We start from the raw sequence: 19,460 nt of genomic DNA on the forward strand, positions 1-19,460 counted from the left end.
GCGCATCGTCGTGCGGCTTGCTGTTCCCGAAAATCAGTGTGTGCAATGCAGCGAAAGAAAGCAAGGCGGAAAGGTCGACGGCTCTTACGCCGCCTTGGCAAAGGTGACGGCCGCTTTCAGGCCTTTGCCATCTGCGCCCGGTTCCAGTGTCAGGTCGGCGTTGAAAAGATTGGCGATTTCTTCGACGATCGGCAGGCCGAGGCCGGCACCGGGCGCACCGGACTCATTGCCGCGCGAAAAACGCCGGCGCACCGCCTCCAGCTTCTCGCGGGGAATACCGGGGCCATTGTCCTCGACTTCGAGGCGGATCGTCTCTGACGCGGCGATAATACGGACGGTGACCTCAGCTCCCTTGCCGGCATAGGCGATGGCATTGCCGGCAAGGTTGCGCAGCATTTCGCCGATCAGCAGCGGCTCGGCGCGGACCATCGCCGGGCTTTCGCCCTCGAAGCCGAGATCGATGCCGGCGACGGCGGCCGTCGGGATTTGCTCGCCGGTGATTTCCTGAGCGATGGCGGCAAGATCGATGGCGGAGGCGGTCAGTGCCTCCTTGGCGGTGGCGGCGTCGATCTTGGCCATCAGGAGAAGCTGGGCGAGGATGCGTTCGGCATGTGCAACCGCCTGGTCGCCCTTCAGTGCCGCCGCCTGGGCCTCATCAAGCGAGCCGGCGCGGGCGGAAAGGGCAAGCTGGGTGCGGATGATCGCCAGCGGCGTGCGCAACTGATGGCTGGCATTGCCGGTGAAATGGCGCAGCGCATCGAGCGCCGATTGCAGGCGGACCATGAAGGAATTTACCGTATCGACCAGTGGTTCGACCTCGCTCGGCACGGTCTGCTTAATCGGATGCAGGTCATCGGGGCTGCGTTCGCCGATGGCGTCGCCGAGCTTGTAGAGCGGGCGCAGAGCCACCGTGACCGAGATCCAGACGATGACGGCCGCGCCGGCGATCATGAAGGCGAGGCGGAGTGCGGAGCGGACGAGGATCGCCTGCGCCAGTTGCCGGCGGCCGATGGTGGTTTCGGCGACCGTTACGGCGAAGGGCACGGAGCGGATGCCCGTCGAGGCGGAGCGCTCGAGGGTGGCGACGCGGATCGGCTCGCCGCGGAACGTGTCGTCGGCGAAAGCGGCCACACCGCCTGGCGTCTTGTCCAGCACCGGCAGGGACTGGTAGCCGGTGATGAATTGGCCCGGCGGGCCGTCGACGCGGTAGAAGACGCGATCCTGCGCGGCCGAGGTCAGCATTTCAAGCGCGACATAGGGGATATCGACCTGCAGCGTGCCGTCTTCGGCGACGACGACCCGCTCGGCGATCGCTAGCGCTGAGCCGGCGAGCACGCGGTCGGAGACGATGTTCGAGGTCTGGACCGCCTCGCGATAGGTATCGGCGAGCGCCAGCGTGCCGATGACGGCTGTCGAGACGAGCAGCCAGAAAAGCAGCCGGCGCCTGAGGGAATAGGCGGCTTTCATGAGGCCTCGGGCAGCTTGTCGAGATAATAGCCGATGCCTCGGGCGGTCTTGACGGTCAGGCCGTGCGGCGAGAGGCGCTTTCGCAGGCGGCTGACATATTGCTCGATGGCGTTTGCGGAAATGTCGTCGTCGAAGGCGGTCAGCGATTGAATGATCGCCTCTTTGGCGACGACCTTGCCGGCCCGCATGAAGAGGATTTCGAGCAGGCCGAGCTCGCGAGCGGGAATATCGAGGGGCGTGGCGCCCGATGAAAAGGTGCGGGAATTGAGATCGAAGGAGATGCCGCCGAAGCTGACCGTCGCCGAGCGCAGCCCGGCCTGGCGGCGCAGCAACACGCGCACACGGGCCTCGAATTCAGCGATGTCGAAGGGCTTGATCAGATAGTCGTCGGCGCCGAGATCGAGGCCCTTCACCCGTTCTTCCGGCGTGCCGCGCGCGGTCAGGATGAGAACGGCCGCCTGGTTCTGCCGGGCGCGCATGGCGCGCAGCACGTCGAGCCCGTCCATCTCGGGCAGGTTGAGGTCGAGGATCACCAGATCGAAATTTTCCGCGGCGATGACCGCATTGGCAGACGCCCCATCATGGACGACATCGACGGCATGACCCGTGCCGCGCAAGATCGCCGACAGGCCGTCGGCCAGCGCGATATTGTCTTCGGTGAGCAGGATGCGCACGGATGTTTCCCCTGTTTTTCAAAGGAGATTACAGAGGTGGCGGAGCGATGTCACAGCGATTTTGAAGATTCGGTGAACGGCCGGGAAAGCCTCGATTTCAGCTCCCGGTTCTTTCGATCCGCTCGCGCTGTGTCATCGCGGCGGCGAGGAGTTTCCGGAAGCGGGGATCGTCGCGGATGTTGTCGAGGTCGGAATCATTGTTGAACCATTTGATATGGTAGACGGAGCTGTTCGGCAGCAGCCTCTCAAGAAGGTCGATAGACTGGTCGACATCGCCGAGGACGGAATAGACGCAGGCGAGATTATACTGCGCGACGATGTCATCGGGATCGATGGCGATCGCGCGGGCAGCCCAGTCGCGTGCCCTCGCCGCGTCGCCGAGATGGGCAAGCGCCAGCGCGCCGCGATGGGCCGGGCCGGAATTTTCCGGATTGAGGTTCAGGGCGCGTTCGGCGCGCAGCAGGCCGAGGCTTGCCCAGTTTTCCGTGTCCACCATACGGCCGAGCGAGCGGTAGGCGGACATCAGATGGATCGGTGAGACATAGTCATCCGGACGGATTTCGGCAGCGCGGGTGAAATATTGAACGGATTCAGCAAAGTTACCCCGCATGAAGAAGAACCGGGCATAGTGGAAATTCGCCTCGAAGAGGTTCGGGTCGAGCGCCAGGGCACGTTCGAAGGCCGCCGCCGCCCTATCATCATAACCGCTCTGATGTAGGGCCAGGCCGTGCGAGGCATGGGCCTCGGGGAGGTCGGGATCAAGCGCCAGGGCACGAGCGCTCATGTCGAGGATGCGCCGCAGCGGCACGTCATCAGGAGCCCAATCGCGGATCGCCGCGTCGCAATCGGCAATGCCGGCATAGGCGCGAGCATAATCCGGGTCGAGCTCGACCGCCTTGCAGAACATGCGCCTTGCGAGCTGGAGATAGGATTTGGTCCAGGTGTGGGAGAGCTGGCGGCCCCTGAGATAATAGGTGTAGGCCTCGACATTGGCGGTCGGCTCCGTCGCGATCGCCTTCTTCTCTTCCGGCAACAGACGCACCTTCAACTGGCCGACGATCGCATGGGTGATCTCGTCCTGGATGGCGAAGATGTCGGTCATGTCGCGGTCGTAACGCTCGGCCCAGAGATGGTCGCCATTGGCGGTGTCGATCAGCTGGCCGGAAATGCGCACACGATTGCCGGAGATGCGGACGCTTCCCTCGAGCACGTAGCGCACGCCAAGCTCCTGGGCGAGCCGCTTCACCTTCACCGATATGCCCTTGTAGGTGAAGATGGTATTGCGCGGCACGACGTGCAGGCTGGAGATCTTGGAGAGATCGGTGATGATGTCTTCGGTAATGCCGTCGGAGAAGTAATCCTGATCTGCATCACCGCTCATATTGGTGAAGGGCAGTACCGCGATGAAGCAGGTATTGCGGTTCTGCGCCACCAATCTGGCGGAGGTGGGCGGCGCCAAGCTGACGGTATAGACCTGAACGGGCTGCCTGATGTTCTTCAGCATATGTTCGCCGATGAATTCGAAGCCGAGATTGAGGCGTGAGCCGACCTGATCGCGCACCGAGGCCGACACGGCGATGCCGCCCGGCGCTGCGATACGTTCAAGCCTGGCGGCGAGATTGACGCCATCTCCGAATATGTCGCCGTTCTCAACCACGACGTCGCCGAGATTGATGCCGATGCGGAATTCGACGCGCTCGTCCTTGGGCACGTTCTCGTTGCGGGCGGCCATGCTGCGCTGGATTTCGGCGGCGCAGGCGACCGCGTTCACCACGCTCTGGAATTCGGCAAGAATGCCGTCGCCGGTGAGTTTGACGATCCGGCCCTTGTAGTCTGAAATACGAATATCGACCAGCTCGCAGCGATGGCGGTTCAGCGCCTGCAACGTGCCGGATTCATCGATGCCCATCAGTCGGCTGTAGCCGACGACATCCGCAGCGAGAATAGCGCTCAGTCGTCGTTCCATGACCCCTCCCATGGATCTTCCCAGATTAGTCTAGCTTTTTATAGAGTTTTTGTCGCGTAGAGTCGTCCCCCGAATAAGAAATTCGGGCGGTTTCGACGTTTTTAATACGGCAGCGCGACCATATAACGTCGTCGATCTTCATCAATACTCTAAATGGGTGAAGGATGGAGCCAGCCTCTAATCCTTTGTGATGAAAAGGGGATTCTAATCGGAGAAAGCGGGAGTGTTCTGCTTTGGTCGATGCTTCCGGGATCGGCATCATTAAACCTATCGCGGATCGATTAAGGCTTGAGCCGGACCCAGGGGCATGGCTTGGACGACGAATCGCGAGGTATCCAACGCGGTATGCAATGTGATTCGCGGTTGCTTCGGCGATTGCCGTGAGGCCAGCGAAGGGTATTGTGGCGACGTTTCATGCCTGACGGAGATTTTAGATGACAGGTTCGGCCCGGAATTTTCTGGAGTTTCATGATATTCCGGAGGCCGGGCTTCGATCGATTGTCGCTCGCGCCGGCGAGCTCGCCGAAGCCTGGGATGAGCGTGCGATGCCACAGAGCCTTGCGGAAAAACGCGTCGCGCTGATTGTCGACGACGGCGGCTGGCGCAATACGACCGCCTTCGATCTCGGCATCCAGGCGATGGGTGGTATCTGCGTGCAAGTGCCGATCGCCTTCAATACCAGGGAGGAAACCGGCGATCTCTCGGGTTATCTCGGCAACTGGTTCGACATGCTGGTGATCCGCACGAAGGAGCTTGCGACATTGAAGGCGGTGGCGGCGGCCTCGCCGGTGCCTGTCATCAATGCGCGCACACGCTCCAACCATCCCTGCGAGACGCTCGGCGACCTTGCCTATATCAAGAGCCGGCGCGGCTCGATCGACGGGCTGAAGGTCGTTGGCGTGGCGGCGGACGCAAATATCCTCCGCTCCTGGGCCGAAGCGTCGATCGTATTGCCGATCGAGGTGGTGCAGGTCTATCCCGAACGCTGGCACATCTGTGACGCCGCGCTGTTCAACAGACGTTTTCGCGTGAGCACCGATATGGGCGAGGTGCTGGATGCCGACATCGTCATCACCGATTCATGGCCGGGTGACGCTGTTGGCGACGCGCTTACCAGCTACCGGATCGGGAGCGATCTGCTCGATCGGCTGGGGGAGGATGCGATCTTCCTGCCATGCCCGCCGGTTCGGCGCGGCGAGGAGGTGACGGCCGAAGCGATGGAGCATCCGCTCTGCCAAAGCCGCGCCGCCAAGGCCTTTCTGCTGCATGCGCAAAATGCGCTGATGGAGTGGGTCGCGACCTAGAGCGGTTCAGCTTTCAGGGAAGCGCAGAACCGCTCCAGCCTTTTGTTTTTACGCAATTCCCGGCAAAACCGCTTCGCGCTTTGCCTGGGAAAACCGCTTCGCGCTTTGCCTGGAATTGCTCTAATCCGGCCTTCGATCTCCACTTGCGCAACAGGTTCGTGATAGAAGGGCGGGGATCGGGAGGTTGGGCGGATGGGAGAGTTGACGATCGAACTCGCGGAAAGCCCGACGGAGGTTGCCGCGGTGCGGGATCTCTGCCGATCATTCCGGCAATGGCTCTATGACAACTACCCCCAGCATCGGCCGGTAGTCGATCTCTATTACAATCCGCAAAAATTCGAGGCGTTGCTCGCCGGCCTGCCGCAGATTCACGAAAGGCCGAAGGGTGCAATCTTCCTGGCGCGGCTTGATGGAGAGCCTGTTGGCTGCGTCATGCATCAAGAGCAAGCGCCGGGCATTGCAGAGATGAAAAGGCTTTTCGTCTCGGCGGCGGCACGCGGTCGCGGTGTCGCTGCGGCACTCTGCGAGGCATCGATGGCAAGGGCAAAAGCCGACGGTTATCTGTCGATGCGGCTCGATACCGGCATTCTGCAGACGGCAGCGCAGGGGCTCTATCGCCGCCTCGGCTTCCGCGAACGGGATGCCTATTATCCGGTCCCGCCGGAACTCGAGCAGATCCTGCTCTTCTTCGAGCGCGATCTCTGACCCCGCAAAACAGGCAGCGAGGCCACCGTCTGGCCGGCGCCCTTGCTCCTCCCGGCGCGCTCGGGCATTGTTGCTGCATGAGGAGAGTTTTCATCTTGCTGCTGGCGCTCTGGCCGGGCTTTGCCCTGGCCGATCAGGTGTCCTATACGGCAAAATCCGGCAATGCCGATGCGCCGGTACTGACGGTTTATTCCTCGCTCGACGAGCCGTTGGCGCAGCCGATGATCCGGGGTTTCCTGGAGGCCAATCCCGATGTCGCAGTCAAATACGAGGACATGCTGACTGGCGACATCTACGACCGGATCGTCAAGGAGACGGATGCCGGCAAGAAGACGGCGGATTTTGCCTTTTCCTCGGCGATGGACCTGCAGGTGAAGCTTTCCAACGACGGATATGCGCAGGTCAGCAACCTGCCGATGAGCGCTGCATGGCCGAAATGGGCGAACTGGCGCAACACCGCCTATGCGCTCACCTTCGAGCCGGCGGTGTTCGTCTATCACAAGCCGAGCTTTGCGCACGAGCCGGTGCCGAGCTCGCGGGCTGAATTCGTCGATTATCTGAAGCGCAAGGGCAACGAGGTCTATGGGCGGATCGGCACCTACGATATCGAGCGCTCCGGCGTCGGCTTTCTTTTCATGGCGCGCGACCAGGAACAGTTCGGCGACATCTGGTCAGTGATCGGGGCGATGGGGGCTGCCGGCGTCAAGCTTTATTCAACGAGTTCGGCGATTCTCGAACGCGTTGCCGACGGGCGCTTCGTGCTCGGCTACAATATTCTCGGTTCCTATGCGGCCGACTGGGCCTCGCGGAATCCCGACGTCGGCATCGTGCTGCCGAAGGATTATACCGTGGTGATGTCGCGGATCGGGCTGGTGCCGCAGGCGGCCGCCGAGCCGGAGCTCGGGCGGCGCTATCTCACCTTCTTCATGTCGAGGGAAGGGCAGACGATCCTGGCGCGCGAACTGCAGATTCCGGCCGTGAGCCCGGAGGTCGCGGGGGAGAATACCGCCAACACGCTGCAGGAACTGCTCGGCGCCCAACTTCGGCCGGTGCCGGTCAGTCCCGGGCTGATGGTCTATCTCGATCAGGTGAAGCGAGCACGGCTGATCGCGCATTGGAACGAGGTTCTACGGATGCAGTGAAGGCGTCAGCTTTCGGCGGGCTGGCCCTCCTTAGAGAGCTTTGGGTCGCTGCGCCCGTAGCTCTTATCAGAAAGGCTCGCGGCCATGCTTCGCGGCGGCCAGTGGTGCTGGCCATGCGGCAGCGAAGAACCGGAATGAGACCGCCGTCCGCCAATTACGGCAAAAAAGTGTCCTGTCCTTCTGGATATCTCGCCGATGTCAGCTAAATGACAGCTTGTTGTGGTCGCTTTGGCTACTTCTTCTCCGTGGAGGCGGAGAGCTGAAGCCTTGGGAGGTATTCCGCTCGTCATTCAGGACCCTTGCGTCCGCTGGCCGGCCCATTCCTCCCGATTCCCAGAGAACAACAGGCGGTCTGCTCAGCCGCCACGGAGGACACATCGTGAAGCATACGTTCATCGCAACTCTTCTTGCCGCGACTATCGCGCTGCCGGCCTATGCGGCCGATTACACCATCATCGCGCCGGCCGCTCCGGGCGGCGGCTGGGACCAGACGGCTCGTTCGCTGCAAACCGCGCTGCAGCAGGAGAAGATCTCCGGCAACGTGCAGGTCCAGAACGTCCCCGGCGCCGGCGGCACCATCGGCCTTGCGCAGTTCAGTAGCCAGGCTGCCGGCAACCCGAATTCGCTGATCGTCGGCGGCTATGTCATGGTCGGCGCGATCCTTACCAACAAGTCGCCGGTGACGCTCAAGGATGTCACGCCGATTGCCCGTCTGACCGGCGAGTATGAGGCCGTCGTTGTTCCTGCCGCGTCCGAGATCAAGACGATGGCCGATCTGGTCGCGGCGCTGAAGAAGGATCCGGGTGCGGTTTCCTGGGGTGGCGGTTCTGCCGGCGGCACCGACCACATCACCGTCGGCTTGATCGCCAAGGCTTCCGGCGTCGATCCGACCAAGATCAACTATGTCGCCTTCTCCGGCGGCGGTGAAGCCCTCGCCGCCATTCTCGGTGGCCAGGTCACGGCCGGCGTGTCGAGCTATAGCGAGTTCGAATCGCAGGTGAAGTCGGGCACGCTCCGTCTTCTCGCCGTATCCAGCGATAAGCGTATCGACGGCGTCGATGCCCCGACGCTGAAGGAAGCCGGCACCGACGTCACCATCCAGAACTGGCGCATGGTCGCCGCAGCCCCCGGCCTGTCGGCCGAGCAGGTGGCAAGCGTCACTGCCGATTTCGAGAAGCTGCACAGCTCCGCAACCTGGCAGGAAACCCTGAAGACCAAGGGCTGGGCCGACACCTATCTCTCCGGCGATGCCTTCAAGGCGCAGCTCGAGAAGGATGTCTCGGCCACTGAAGGCATTCTCAAAGATATCGGACTTGTTCAATGAGCGAGGATAACACCTCCTCGGCAACCGAGCGTCGCCCTGATTGGGCGGCGTTCATCATTGCCGTTTTCCTCTTCGTCGTCGCCGGCGTGATAGCCTGGGATGCCTTGCATCTGAAAACGATTGCGCAATACGACCGCATCGGTCCGGCAACAGTACCTCAAGTGGTGGCGTTCGGCCTCTTCTGTCTCGGGATCTGGACTGCCTTCGAAGCCTGGCGCGGCGATTTTCCCGAACGTGACCGGCAGGAAGTGGCGCCCGTCATCTGGATCGTCGCCGGTCTTGCCGGCCAGATGCTGCTTTTGCGCGCCGCCGGCTTCTCGATCGCGACCGGCATCCTCTTCGCGCTGACGGCACGCGGCTTCGGCAAGCGTAAGCTCTGGATCTCGCTGCCGCTGGGCATCGTCCTTAGCTTCGTCGTCTGGGCGATCTTCTCGCAGCTGCTGCAATTGACGCTGCCGGCCGGCCCGCTCGAACATCTGTTCTTCTGACCGCGCGGACGCGCTGTCAGCTCTTTTGATTTTGCGCGGCGCCTGACCCCGAAATCGGACGGTCGGGAACGCCGCTTGGGACACCAAGATGAGCACATTCGAATTCCTATGGCAGGGTATCCTGGTTGCGATGCAGCCGATGAACCTGGTTTATGCGCTGGTCGGCGTGACGCTCGGCACCGCCGTCGGCGTGCTTCCCGGCATCGGCCCGGCACTCACCGTGGCGCTGCTGTTGCCCGTCACCTACAAACTCGATCCCGGCGGCTCGCTGATCATGTTCGCCGGCATCTATTACGGCGGCATGTATGGCGGTTCGACGACCTCGATCCTGCTCAACACGCCGGGTGAAAGCGCCTCGATCGTCACCGCGCTCGAGGGCAACAAGATGGCGCGCGCCGGGCGCGGCGGACCGGCGCTGGCGACGGCGGCGATCGGCTCCTTCGTCGCCGGCCTGATTGCGACGCTCGGGCTTGCCTTCATCGCTCCCTATATCGTCAAGCTGGCGCTGGTCTTCGGGCCGCGCGAATATTTCGCACTGATGGTGCTTGCCTTCGTCACCGTCTCCTCGGCCTTCGGCGACTCCGCCTTGCGGGGCCTGACCTCGCTGTTCATCGGCTTTGCGCTCGCCATGGTCGGCATCGACCAGCAGACAGGGCAGGCGCGACTTTCCTTCGGCATCCCGGACCTGCTCGACGGTGTCGAGGTGACGACGCTTGCCGTGGCGATGTTTGCGATCGGCGAGACGCTTTATATCGCCGCGCAGGGCAACCGGATCGCGGAGAAGGTCGAGGCGGTCAAGGGTTCGCTCTGGATGACCGCTGAGGACTGGGCGCGTTCGTGGAAGCCCTGGCTGCGCGGCACGCTGATCGGTTTCCCGATCGGCGCGATGCCGGCGGGCGGCGCCGAAATCGGCACGTTCCTCTCCTATGCGACCGAAAAGCGGCTGGCGAAAAACCCGGAAGAGTTCGGCCATGGCGCAATCGAAGGCGTGGCCGGTCCCGAGGCGGCGAACAACGCCTCGGCCGCCGGCACGCTGGTGCCGCTTCTGACACTCGGCCTGCCGACGACGGCGACGGCGGCGATCATGCTCGCCGGCTTCCAGCAATACGGCTTGCAGCCGGGGCCGCTGCTGTTTGCCACCAATCCGCAGCTCGTCTGGGGACTGATCGCCAGCCTGCTCATCGCCAATGCGATGCTTTTGGTGCTGAACCTGCCGATGATCGGGCTCTGGGTGCGGTTGCTGACCATTCCAAAGCCGTGGCTCTATGCCGGCATCCTGCTGTTTGCGACGCTTGGGACAATCGGCGCCAATCCATCCGTGTTCGAGCTCGGCATGCTGCTCACTTTTGGCCTGCTCGGCTATGTGATGCGGCTCTTCGGCTATCCGATCGCGCCTACCGTCGTCGGCCTGATCCTCGGGCCGCTTGCCGAACAGCAGCTGCGCCGGGCGCTGGCGATCAGCCAGGGCGATGTGACGACGCTGGTGATGTCGCCGATCGCGGCGGGTCTGCTCATCGTTGCAGCCGCCGCCTTCCTCATCCCGCTGATTCTGCGGCTGCGTGGCAGGGGCCAGGTGCTGTCGCAACTGGCGGCAAACGAAGACTAGCGCATCGGCCCGAAATCGGAATCGATTTTCGGAAAGCACGATGCGCAGATTTCAAAATGAGATCGTCCTTTGTGCGTCCGAAAGGACGCACGGCGCTCTAAGAAGAAAAAGACGACCCACCCCCTCCCTCGAGGCCGGCTATGGAGACATGTGCCGGCCTGCTGTTTTTTGCATGGCTGAGGTGATTTTCTGAGCATTGTGGAGGTCTGTGCGCGATGCCATCTATGAGTGGTCAATCATAGAGCAAAAGGAAAAGGACAATGTCCGCACTCCGCAATTCAATCCGTACGGGTTTCTTTGGCCGCGCATTCGCCGTCCTTGGTGCTGCAAACGCGGTCAGCGCCGCCGTTGAAGCAGGCCGTCGCCCGCGTGCCGGCGACCTCAGGGAGCTCGGTATCGACCCAGCCTCCTTCGGTCAGGTCTCCCGCTAACACCTGCAAGCCATGCATGAATGAATTAGCCCGCAACCGGATGGTCGCGGGCTTTATTTTTATCCCTATGGGTGCCGCCCAGCGGCTTGCATTGTCAGGCGTGAAGTTCCTCCTGCCGGGCGACGTGACCCTCGACCTTTTCGCGCCTGTTGTGGCGGATGGATGACCAGAGGGACAGGCCGATCAGCGCCGCGCCGCCGAGGCCGGTGATGACTTCGGGGATGTGCACCATCGTCTGCGCATACATGATCACCGAGAGGATCAGGATGGCGTAGAAGGCGCCATGTTCGAGATAGCGGTATTCGGCAAGCGTTCCCTTCTCCACCAGCATGATCGTCATCGAGCGCACGTACATGGCGCCGATGCCAAGGCCGATGGCGATGACGAAGAGGTTCTGCGTCAGCGCGAAGGCGCCGATGACGCCATCGAAGGAGAAGCTGGCGTCCAGCACCTCCAGATAGATGAAGGCGCCGAGGCCGCCCTTGGCGGCAGCACTCATCGTCTGCTGCGAGGCATCGAGCAGCCCGCCGACCACCTCGACCGCGAGGAAGGTAAGCAGGCCGTAGATGGCGCAATGGACGAAGACGGTGGCTTCCTCGCCGCCGATCAGCCAGGAGAAAACCAGCATCAGCGCCAACACGAAGGCGATCTCAATACCCTTGATGGTGGCGGAACGTGCCATCATCTTTTCAAGACCGCCAATCCAGTGCACCTGCTTCTCGTGATTGAAGAAGTAGTTGAGCCCGACCATCATCAGGAAGGTGCCGCCGAAGGCTGCGATCGGCAGATGCGCGTCGTTCATGATGCGGGCATATTCGGCCGGCTCGCGGGCGGCAAGCACCAGAGCATCCCAGGGGCCGATCTGTGCCGCGATCGCGACGATCGCCAGCGGGAAGACGATGCGCATGCCGAAGACGGCGATGATGATGCCCCAGGTGAGGAAGCGCTTCTGCCAGACCGGCGTCATCTCCTTCAGCTTGTTGGCGTTGACGATGGCATTGTCGAAGGAAAGCGATATCTCCAGCACTGCAAGCACCGTGCAGATGAAGAAGACGGTTGCCATGCCGCCGATGGTGCCCGTCGTCTGCCAGCCGAGCACGGCGCCGAGAACGAGGCCGAGGGCAGTAACGATGAAAGCCCAGCGGAAATAGCTGAGCGAAGATTTATGGGTCACGGACTGGTTCATGGCCGCACCTCGCGGCCGCAAATCGCATTGAAGAGGGGTGATATATTGGAAAAACGCGACATGCCATAACGGGCATGCGGGTCAGGCATGGTGAGCTTGTTCATCGATGAAAAATCCGCCGGCTAAGCTGCAGGCGGTACCGACATCACGAGAGCGCCGTAAAAACTCTCGCCAGAGGGGCCCGGCACCAAAGTTCCCCCGTCAGCCGATGTCTGGGAGGCTGCAGGATAGGCTCTAGGTAATGAGCTTCCCGGGCCAGTCAAGGCCGACAGGCATATCGAGATTGGGTAATTTTTTTTGGAACCATCCTGATGCCCGTCCGTTAGGCACTGTTGAGCTTAAAAAAGGAGGCCGATGATGCACACTTCGACCCATGTTCCCGACAAGCGCACGGAGGCGTCCGACCGCATGAAGCGGGCGAAGCCAAACCGCATGCAGAAGGCGCAGGTGCTGCCGCCGCATCATGTCGATCTGACCCTGACGCCCGGCGTCTATCACGACATTCACGTGCCCGCCCATGTTACCGGCGCAGACCTTTCCAAGGGTGGTCCCGACATTAAAGGCAATGCTGACACCAAGAAATAACGGATATTCCGGAGGCCTCTTTGGCGCTGACGGTAGATTTGAAACAGGGTGAGAAACATATGACGATCAACTTTGTGCCCCGCGAGATCTTCATCCGGCACGAAAGTGAATGGCAGGCCGTACGCGAGGCGGCGGACGAGCGCATCAATATCGGCATCGGCGAACGCCAGAAGCCGCTTTCGTCCATCGGCGGTACGGCATCGGTTGGGAAAAACGATCCTTCGGCCGCACGCTCCGAATGACCAGCAGACAGTCACGCTGATACGAACGCCCGGCATGATGCCGGGCGTTTTGTTTTCTATTGATGGTCATCCCGATCGATACGCTGTCCGGAGTTAAAGCCGAATCGTTGCTCGAGCTTACCGAAAGCGAAGAGCACACAGATGGCGGCGAGCGTCGTGAAGAAGGCGATCGGCCAATAGCCGAAGCCCATGGCGAGGCCGATCGCGCCGGAGAGCCACATGCCGGCGCCCGTCGTCAGCCCGTGCACCCGACCTCTGGCAAAGACGATCATGCCGGCGGCAAGGAAAGCGACGCCGGCGGTTACGGCTTCGATGACACGCAGCGGATCGATACGCACCTGCTCGTCATCGGCGAAACCCGGCATGTGCACGGCCTCGATCGAGATGATGGCAAAGAGGGCCGCGGCAAGACTGATCAGAATATGGGTGCGGAAGCCTGCCGGGCGGTCGCGTGCCTCGCGCTCGAAGCCGATCAGTGCGCCGAAGACGATGGCGCCGAGCAGACGGGCGAAGATGACCGGATAGTGGATGCGCGACGCCGGTATCATGTCGGCGATGATGAGATCCATGGATTTTTCCCCTAGAATAGATGGAATTTTTCGCTGGCTAACGTGTAAGCGCGGAATTTGTTCAGCTTTTTCCTCGTCGTGTGTTTCAGGCGCCGCACAGGCCCCGCCGGTGCGCCCCGGCGCTTTCCTGTCATTGGAGGAAAAGATCGCCGAACCAGGCATCATCCTGTCGCCGCGCCAACCTTTCGGAAAGGATTGGGCAGCGATAATCCCGGCCTCACGGGAATCGGACAGATGGCCAAGACAGCGACACGCGGCCGCCGCAAGGCGCCGGCCAGAGGAAAGAGCAAAGCGCGCAGCAGCGGTGGCGGATTGCTGCCCTGGGCGGTGATCGGCATTGCCGCGATCGGTGGCATCGTCGCTCACGACCATTGGAAGAGCATCCAGCCGATGCTTGCAAGGCAATCGGCGCCGATCACGCGGGAAACGGCGGAGCCGAAACCCCTCGTCAGGAAGGACGTGCCTCCGAAGCAGGTGGCGCTTGCCGCACCCATGCCGAAAGCCGTATCGCCGGTGCCACAGTCGCAGCCGCTGCCGCCGGCCGCGATCCCGACGCCGATGATCCAGCCGATAAAAGCAGTGCCGTCCCCGGCCTCTCCTGCCGTTTCGGAAACCGGGAGGGTCGCTTTCGGCTATTGCGGGCAGGGCGCCCATATCAATTGCGTCGGCGATGGCGGCGTGTTCTGGTACAAGGGCGAGAAGATCGTGATCGCCGACATGGCAAGCCCTGTCGTCGACCAGGCCCGCTGTGACGGCGAACGCAGGGTGGCCTTTGCCGCCAAGTCACGGCTGCTGGCACTTCTGAACGCTGGACCCTTCACGATGAATGCCGCGGGCAAGACCGAGTCCTCAGGCGCACCGCGCGTCGTCTCGCGCGACGGGCGCTCTTTCGGCGCGCAACTGATCAATGAGGGACTGGCACGCAAGCCGGGGGCTGCCGGTAGCGCCTGGTGCGCCTGACGGCAATTCAAAATGCTACAGCGTCCTTTGCGCGTCTGAAAAGACGCGCGGCGCTGTAGAGCATTTCCATTCTCGAATGCACGGAAACGCTCTCGCTTTGTTTTCAGGCGATTCCCGACGCAAAACCGCTGCGCAGTTTTGCTGGAGTTGCTCTGGCTATTTGCCTTTTTTCACCAGCTTGCCGCCGGTGCGGAAGCTGCCGGTGAAGGAGGAATCCTTGCTTTCTGCGGTGCATTCGATCGCAATCGGCTTACCGGCATAGGGATTGCCGAAGGTGCAGAAGCCGGCAACCTTGACCTCCCCGGTCATCTTGTTGCCGACACCCGTGGTGACGAGGCTGAGCGGCAGGCGGGCATTGCCGTTGGAGGCGGGCTTGATGCCGCCGCCGTCGCCCTGGAAGCCGAGCGCCTTGCCATCCGAAGTGAAGATGAAGGTCACCAGGCCATTGACCAGGGTGACGCTGGCAAGCTCGTTCTTGCAGCCCTTGGTGGCGTCGAACTTGGCGACAACAAGCTTGGCGCATTTGCCGGAAAGCGTGATGACGCCAGGCGCGCCGGGAAAAGTCTCGGCGGGTGCGGCTGGCGCGGCAGAGGCCGGCAAGGCGAAGGCAGCGGAAAAAATTGCGGCGGCGGCACGCGCGGATAACTTCATTTCGATCTCAAAACCCCATGTCCTGTCGAGGCGAATCACCACCTCATGCTCGGTTCGCCATGGCATGGCTCTGTGTCCGAATTTGGCTCCGTTATTCCAGAGGCACAAAAATTTCGTCGGCCGCCGGGCGGGCTCGGCGATCGGCGGCAGGTGAGTCAAAAGTTGGTTGAGCCTGCTGGTTACAGGGTCCAGCAATGACATAGGCTGCCGGACATCGGCAACGAACCGATGTGACACGACCGTAGCAAGGCGCTCATCGCGCGCCTGCCATCTTGGACGCACTTCTGGTCAAGGGGAATGGGCCCAGGCAGGGAAGTCCAGGCCCATTCTTTCCCGATCGGAGGTCAGTCAGATCAGGAATTTGTAGCTGCCGGTCCAGAGCATGATGCCGAAAAGTATGAGCGGTTTTCGGACGACATCCTGTTCTAGCCGGCAGCCTTTTGTCAGAACGCGCGCTGCAGGCGGAAATAGCCCGAGGTTACGTCTTCAGCATTGTCCGGATCGAGGTACTGAACCGAAACCTTTGCCGAGAGGTTTTCAACGATCTGGTAGTCGATCGTTACGCCGGCCTTCCAGGCGTTAACGTCGTCGTTGAACTCGCCAGCAGTGATGCCGTAATTGTCGTAGTACTGAACGGCCGGGGTGATCTTCAGCTTGTCGGTCGCCTTGATTGCGTATTCAGCAGCGATGGCCCACTCAGCCTTGTTGTAATAGGCGTTCGGGTTGGTCGCGTAGACGACTGCGAGGCCGAGCGTGCCCGGACCGACAGCAACCGTACCCATAGCGCGGACGGCACCTTCTTCGTTGTCGGTGTCGTAACCAGCAGTGATCTGGTAGCTGAATGCTCCAGCCTTGCCCCCGAGACCGACTGCAACGCCGAAGTTGTTAGCGGTTTCGCCATCATAGAACGGGCTGTCTTCCAGCTCGTCGACGCTGATGCCAGCGTAGAAGGCGTCGGTTTCGTACTGATAACGGATAGAGTTGTGCAGCGTTACCGGAGAACCGATATCGTCCGTTTCGCCGGAGAGACCATCGTCCCACCAGGAGTAAAAGAGACCAGCGCGGAAACCTGCGATGTCGATGTAAGCAGAGTCCAGCTGGGCCTTCTGGGCAGAAGCGTTGTCAGCATTGAACTGCATGACGATGACGCCGGTCAGCGGACCATATTCGGTGTCGCTCTTGGCCGTAAACTGAACCTGACCACGCGTACGGGCATCCCAGTCCGAGTCGTTGGCGACAGAACCACCGCCGGCGGCGCCGATCGAGCTGGCGTGCGGAGCCACGTCAACCTGGAAACGGACGTAACCGTTGATCTTGAGGCAGGTTTCGGTGCCCGGGATGTAGAAGTAGCCGGTGCCGTAGGCGTCGCAGACGCGAACGTATTCAACCGGTTCCGGTTCGGCAGCAACGATAGCGTCAGCTGCCTGAGCGCCGGGTACTGCTGCAAGTGCAGCAGCGGAGCCGAGAAGAAGGCTCTTGATGTTCATGGAATAACCTCCAGTTCAGATGCAAGAGGATGAAGACCGTCTGCGCTCGGCAGTCCCTACGTGTCTTCACCCCGTGTGACCGAAGCGGCACCTTTTTGGGTCGGTGCCTGCCTCGCCGCGGAAGTTACATAGGGGATGTTGCACTGCAACGACATTGTCGATCGTGACAGCAGGCTGTCACTGCTATGTTGCTGAAATCACACGCATTTTGTCATAAACCCGTCATCTGTCCGTCACAAAGCTCGCGCTTCCGAATGCTTGAGCAACGAGGGGCTGAACTTCGGCAACGGTATGCAATTGATGATCGCGTGAGCACGTCCTCATATGCGAAAACGCCATCGCTGCAATCTGCACGAATCGGACAAAGCCGAACAATGCCCCAGGACATACCGATGTCGGGCCACAGCTTCTCACCGGCAGTGATCGGTGACTGGCGAATGTCGCCTCGACGGGAAGCAACGAAGACGCGCTTTTGCTGGAACTGCTCAATTTGCCCTCTTTCACCAGCTTGCCGCCGGTCGCTCGGGCGTCGAACGGGGAGAGCAGTCGTCTCGCTAGGGATTTTTGAAATCGTCCCAGAGGATCGCTACCCCAGCCGCGAGGATCGTGATCGGAATTAGCCAAAGCTTGATGCTAATGGGTTCGACGACATGAAACTGCATATAACCGAAACCGAGGAGGCCAGCCCCAGCCAGGGCGAGGCCGAGGATTATGGATATCGCTTTACGTGTCCGCGTCCTTTGCGTCATACGTCCTCCTATTTCCCGCGTGTGGGGGCTATCCCACAGCCATTGAAATCCGGCCCCCGGATCATGGTCGCGGACCAATCACGTACAAGCCCTCGCTGCGCAAAGTGCTGGATCTCGATCGCGTGCCAGGTTCAGGAAACAGAAAATCCCCAAGGCGGGGATTTGTCAACGATGTCAGGGAGATCGGATGGTGGGCGTGACAGGGATTGAACCTGTGACCCCTACGATGTCAACAAGGTAGGCAGCCCAGAAACGGTGGGTTTCGTATCGCCAGCAGACGCCGAAATCAATCCAATTTCGTCCCTTACCCATGGTATTCTTGGGCGAAGATTGGGCATACCTCGTCCCATAAATCAGCCCAAAAACGTTGTCTTAGCGGCCCAATGGCTGGCCGATTTGTCAGTGCCAATTTCCATCGACGACCTTATCGCCGAGTTCGACCTTAGTCGAGAAGAGGTCGAGCAAGCGTTGGCCCTATCGAAAGCGTTTCGGATATGCCGGAGGGCTTTCGGATGACTACTAAGCACCCGCCAACCGGCCCGCAGGCAAGTGAATTGTTGTCCCTATCGGTGCTGGAACGCCTCGCGGTCGCTAGGGAGGCGAGGCTCATTTTTGGCGTTCAGGCTGCGCGGAGGGTCTGGGTCGCGGCCCAGCTCCCCCATGTAGATCGAGCCGCAACCGAGCGACTTCCAAGTGAGAATATGAGCCAGGTCGAGAGGTTCCTTGAAGGCTACACGGTCGCGGACCCTGCATCGGAGGTGTCCGCGAAGATCTTGATCGATGCTTATGTCAACTGGTGCCAATCAACAGGTCTTCCCGCGCCCTCTCGTCCGTCGGTCGGCCGCTTCTTTGTGCGCTGTGGCCTTCGACGTCGAAAACGCAGCGGCACCATTTACACCGGCGTCCGTCTGATTGGCGCCTCATCATCTCAGCACCCAAATCAGCCAAGCCTGCTAGAGGAGTTTGAGGTATGAAAACCCGGACCCCTTGTGTTATTTTGCAGGCAGGATCTCGCTTTCCTTCCCTCGGCGGCCGCAATCGCGGGACAGTGGGGGCGGTAAATCGAGCGCGCAGAATTTCCTTCCCGCCCGAAAATTATGGATTTTCAGGAGCTTGCGACGGTAGGGAAAGTAGGGAAGGTAATTTTCAGGTTGCCTACATATGTGCGAGGGCAGCTAAAAGAATTTCCCTTTCTATAAAAAAACGATCTGCGTGTTTGCGCGCATCACGTAAGGGCTTTTTTGCCTCCCTACGTTCCCTACCCTCCCTCTTCATCAAATTAATCAATACAATCAATGGGGAAAAAAGAAACAGCGGGGACGATAGCCTTAGAATAGGGGACGGAAACCAAAAAATGGGGACGGAGGGCGATTGCTCGACTAGCCGGGGGGCTTTTCGATGAACGCAAGGCGTCCGCCAAGTGCCGAGGACATCATCGCCTGGCTGCAACATGGGATTGCTTTGCTTGAGGCTGCCGGGGTCGCCATCCCCCGCGATCGGATCTTGAGGCCGGAGCGGCCGAGGATCGAGCGGCCGCTGAATTCAGAGCAAAGACGGATCAGAGATCATGTTGATCAGTTCATGGCGGCATCGGTCGACGAGTTGCCGGGCGCGCCGCCGCTGCAGGCTCAGAGGCTCTACGAGGCCTACAGGCGATATGCCGATAAGAAAGCGCACCAGCCTGTTTCACAGACAGCATTCGGCCGAGCGCTAGCGAAGCGCCTCCGAAAAGAGAAGATGGGATCGAGAATCTACTATCTCGACGCGCAGCTGCGCGATGAACCGGGGCTGCCGCTATGAACCCCGTACCCCACCCCTCGAATGAGCCGCCGGTCTCGATGGCGTCAGCAGTGCTGATCCCATCCGCACAAGCACTTAAGGTTTTGGATACCAGGGGTACGCTATCCCCGTACCCCACCCGCAT

18 protein-coding genes and 1 pseudogene are annotated in these 19,460 nt (G+C 61.1%); 11 read left to right on the forward strand and 8 right to left on the reverse strand.

Annotated features, from left to right (window positions below; genetic code table 11):
- Window positions 1-84: 84 nt before the first annotated feature.
- From BS629_RS11740 to BS629_RS11750, 3 genes are all read right to left on the reverse strand, one after another.
- Window positions 85-1,467: a sensor histidine kinase gene (locus tag BS629_RS11740; RefSeq protein ID WP_018243561.1), complete on the reverse strand. Its 1,383-nt coding sequence runs from the start codon at window positions 1,465-1,467 to the stop codon at window positions 85-87.
- Window positions 1,464-2,141 carry a response regulator gene (locus BS629_RS11745; protein WP_017967883.1) on the reverse strand — a complete coding sequence of 226 codons (678 nt, stop codon included), beginning with the start codon at window positions 2,139-2,141 and terminating at the stop codon, window positions 1,464-1,466. Before BS629_RS11745 ends, BS629_RS11740 begins: the two co-directional genes overlap by 4 nt.
- Before the next feature lie 97 nt (window positions 2,142-2,238).
- The gene (locus BS629_RS11750) at window positions 2,239-4,107 is read right to left on the reverse strand and encodes an adenylate/guanylate cyclase domain-containing protein (RefSeq protein ID WP_018243560.1); all 1,869 of its coding nucleotides are present in this window, start codon (window positions 4,105-4,107) and stop codon (window positions 2,239-2,241) included.
- A gap of 434 nt (window positions 4,108-4,541) precedes the next feature.
- Between BS629_RS11750 and BS629_RS11755 the strand changes: the two genes are divergently transcribed.
- The 7 genes and pseudogenes from BS629_RS11755 to BS629_RS39180 all read left to right on the forward strand — a co-directional run bounded on the left by BS629_RS11755 (window position 4,542) and on the right by BS629_RS39180 (window position 11,107).
- Window positions 4,542-5,411 carry an ornithine carbamoyltransferase gene (locus BS629_RS11755; RefSeq protein ID WP_026188527.1) on the forward strand — a complete coding sequence of 290 codons (870 nt, stop codon included), beginning with the start codon at window positions 4,542-4,544 and terminating at the stop codon, window positions 5,409-5,411.
- 183 nt (window positions 5,412-5,594) lie between these two features.
- Window positions 5,595-6,116 (forward strand): annotated as a pseudogene (locus BS629_RS11760) (GNAT family N-acetyltransferase); the annotation flags it as partial.
- A 95-nt stretch (window positions 6,117-6,211) separates the two neighbouring features.
- Window positions 6,212-7,258, forward strand: coding sequence for an ABC transporter substrate-binding protein (locus BS629_RS11765; RefSeq protein ID WP_077988242.1), 1,047 nt, complete (start codon window positions 6,212-6,214; stop codon window positions 7,256-7,258).
- A gap of 379 nt (window positions 7,259-7,637) precedes the next feature.
- A complete protein-coding gene (locus BS629_RS11770) occupies window positions 7,638-8,582 on the forward strand; it encodes a Bug family tripartite tricarboxylate transporter substrate binding protein (RefSeq protein ID WP_018243556.1) in 945 nt (314 codons plus the stop codon).
- Window positions 8,579-9,070: a tripartite tricarboxylate transporter TctB family protein gene (locus tag BS629_RS11775; RefSeq protein ID WP_018243555.1), complete on the forward strand. Its 492-nt coding sequence runs from the start codon at window positions 8,579-8,581 to the stop codon at window positions 9,068-9,070. Before BS629_RS11770 ends, BS629_RS11775 begins: the two co-directional genes overlap by 4 nt.
- Window positions 9,071-9,158: 88 nt before the next feature.
- On the forward strand, window positions 9,159-10,676 hold the full coding sequence (locus tag BS629_RS11780) for a tripartite tricarboxylate transporter permease (protein ID WP_018243554.1): 1,518 nt from the start codon (window positions 9,159-9,161) through the stop codon (window positions 10,674-10,676).
- A gap of 260 nt (window positions 10,677-10,936) precedes the next feature.
- Window positions 10,937-11,107 carry a hypothetical protein gene (locus BS629_RS39180; RefSeq protein WP_018243553.1) on the forward strand — a complete coding sequence of 57 codons (171 nt, stop codon included), beginning with the start codon at window positions 10,937-10,939 and terminating at the stop codon, window positions 11,105-11,107.
- 94 nt (window positions 11,108-11,201) lie between these two features.
- On the opposite strand, the gene BS629_RS11785 is transcribed toward BS629_RS39180, so the two are convergent.
- Window positions 11,202-12,293 carry a DUF475 domain-containing protein gene (locus BS629_RS11785; RefSeq protein WP_018243552.1) on the reverse strand — a complete coding sequence of 364 codons (1,092 nt, stop codon included), beginning with the start codon at window positions 12,291-12,293 and terminating at the stop codon, window positions 11,202-11,204.
- A gap of 354 nt (window positions 12,294-12,647) precedes the next feature.
- Between BS629_RS11785 and BS629_RS11790 the strand changes: the two genes are divergently transcribed.
- Both BS629_RS11790 and BS629_RS11795 read left to right on the forward strand, forming a co-directional pair.
- Entirely contained in the window at window positions 12,648-12,878 is a 231-nt protein-coding gene (locus BS629_RS11790) for a hypothetical protein (RefSeq protein WP_018243551.1), read from the forward strand.
- Window positions 12,879-12,937: 59 nt separating this feature from the next.
- Complete coding sequence (locus BS629_RS11795) at window positions 12,938-13,120, forward strand: hypothetical protein (RefSeq protein ID WP_018243550.1); 183 nt, start codon at window positions 12,938-12,940, stop codon at window positions 13,118-13,120.
- 56 nt (window positions 13,121-13,176) lie between these two features.
- On the opposite strand, the gene BS629_RS11800 is transcribed toward BS629_RS11795, so the two are convergent.
- Window positions 13,177-13,689 (reverse strand): MgtC/SapB family protein, encoded by a 513-nt coding sequence (locus BS629_RS11800; RefSeq protein WP_018243549.1) that lies wholly within the window; start codon window positions 13,687-13,689, stop codon window positions 13,177-13,179.
- A 234-nt stretch (window positions 13,690-13,923) separates the two neighbouring features.
- On the opposite strand from BS629_RS11800, the gene BS629_RS11805 reads away from it, so the two are divergent.
- Window positions 13,924-14,649: a hypothetical protein gene (locus BS629_RS11805; protein WP_026188526.1), complete on the forward strand. Its 726-nt coding sequence runs from the start codon at window positions 13,924-13,926 to the stop codon at window positions 14,647-14,649.
- Window positions 14,650-14,805: 156 nt separating this feature from the next.
- Here the strand turns inward: BS629_RS11805 and BS629_RS11810 are convergent, their stop codons facing one another.
- The 3 genes from BS629_RS11810 to BS629_RS40330 form a co-directional block, all read right to left on the reverse strand.
- Window positions 14,806-15,300: a hypothetical protein gene (locus BS629_RS11810; protein WP_020572931.1), complete on the reverse strand. Its 495-nt coding sequence runs from the start codon at window positions 15,298-15,300 to the stop codon at window positions 14,806-14,808.
- A 443-nt stretch (window positions 15,301-15,743) separates the two neighbouring features.
- On the reverse strand, window positions 15,744-16,787 hold the full coding sequence (locus BS629_RS11815; RefSeq protein ID WP_018243546.1) for a porin: 1,044 nt from the start codon (window positions 16,785-16,787) through the stop codon (window positions 15,744-15,746).
- Window positions 16,788-17,341: 554 nt separating this feature from the next.
- The gene (locus tag BS629_RS40330) at window positions 17,342-17,536 is read right to left on the reverse strand and encodes a hypothetical protein (RefSeq protein ID WP_018243545.1); all 195 of its coding nucleotides are present in this window, start codon (window positions 17,534-17,536) and stop codon (window positions 17,342-17,344) included.
- A gap of 1,398 nt (window positions 17,537-18,934) precedes the next feature.
- On the opposite strand from BS629_RS40330, the gene BS629_RS11830 reads away from it, so the two are divergent.
- On the forward strand, window positions 18,935-19,336 hold the full coding sequence (locus tag BS629_RS11830) for a hypothetical protein (RefSeq protein WP_028742289.1): 402 nt from the start codon (window positions 18,935-18,937) through the stop codon (window positions 19,334-19,336).
- The last annotated feature ends 124 nt before the right edge of the window (window positions 19,337-19,460 follow it).

The organism is Rhizobium leguminosarum bv. viciae USDA 2370 (assembly GCF_002008365.1).
GTDB classification, from domain to species: Bacteria; Pseudomonadota; Alphaproteobacteria; order Rhizobiales; family Rhizobiaceae; genus Rhizobium; species Rhizobium leguminosarum.

Bases quoted from the DNA above. Each gene is read 5' to 3' on its own strand.
- BS629_RS11740 (WP_018243561.1), bottom strand. From the start codon at position 1,467: ATGAAAGCCGCCTATTCCCTCAGGCGCCGGCTGCTTTTCTGGCTGCTC.
- BS629_RS11750 (WP_018243560.1), bottom strand. From the start codon at position 4,107: ATGGAACGACGACTGAGCGCTATTCTCGCTGCGGATGTCGTCGGCTAC.
- BS629_RS11755 (WP_026188527.1), top strand. From the start codon at position 4,542: ATGACAGGTTCGGCCCGGAATTTTCTGGAGTTTCATGATATTCCGGAG.
- BS629_RS11775 (WP_018243555.1), top strand. From the start codon at position 8,579: ATGAGCGAGGATAACACCTCCTCGGCAACCGAGCGTCGCCCTGATTGG.
- BS629_RS11780 (WP_018243554.1), top strand. From the start codon at position 9,159: ATGAGCACATTCGAATTCCTATGGCAGGGTATCCTGGTTGCGATGCAG.
- BS629_RS39180 (WP_018243553.1), top strand. From the start codon at position 10,937: ATGTCCGCACTCCGCAATTCAATCCGTACGGGTTTCTTTGGCCGCGCA.
- BS629_RS11785 (WP_018243552.1), bottom strand. From the start codon at position 12,293: ATGAACCAGTCCGTGACCCATAAATCTTCGCTCAGCTATTTCCGCTGG.
- BS629_RS11790 (WP_018243551.1), top strand. From the start codon at position 12,648: ATGATGCACACTTCGACCCATGTTCCCGACAAGCGCACGGAGGCGTCC.
- BS629_RS11795 (WP_018243550.1), top strand. From the start codon at position 12,938: ATGACGATCAACTTTGTGCCCCGCGAGATCTTCATCCGGCACGAAAGT.
- BS629_RS11800 (WP_018243549.1), bottom strand. From the start codon at position 13,689: ATGGATCTCATCATCGCCGACATGATACCGGCGTCGCGCATCCACTAT.
- BS629_RS11805 (WP_026188526.1), top strand. From the start codon at position 13,924: ATGGCCAAGACAGCGACACGCGGCCGCCGCAAGGCGCCGGCCAGAGGA.
- BS629_RS11810 (WP_020572931.1), bottom strand. From the start codon at position 15,300: ATGAAGTTATCCGCGCGTGCCGCCGCCGCAATTTTTTCCGCTGCCTTC.
- BS629_RS11815 (WP_018243546.1), bottom strand. From the start codon at position 16,787: ATGAACATCAAGAGCCTTCTTCTCGGCTCCGCTGCTGCACTTGCAGCA.
- BS629_RS40330 (WP_018243545.1), bottom strand. From the start codon at position 17,536: ATGACGCAAAGGACGCGGACACGTAAAGCGATATCCATAATCCTCGGC.
- BS629_RS11830 (WP_028742289.1), top strand. From the start codon at position 18,935: ATGAACGCAAGGCGTCCGCCAAGTGCCGAGGACATCATCGCCTGGCTG.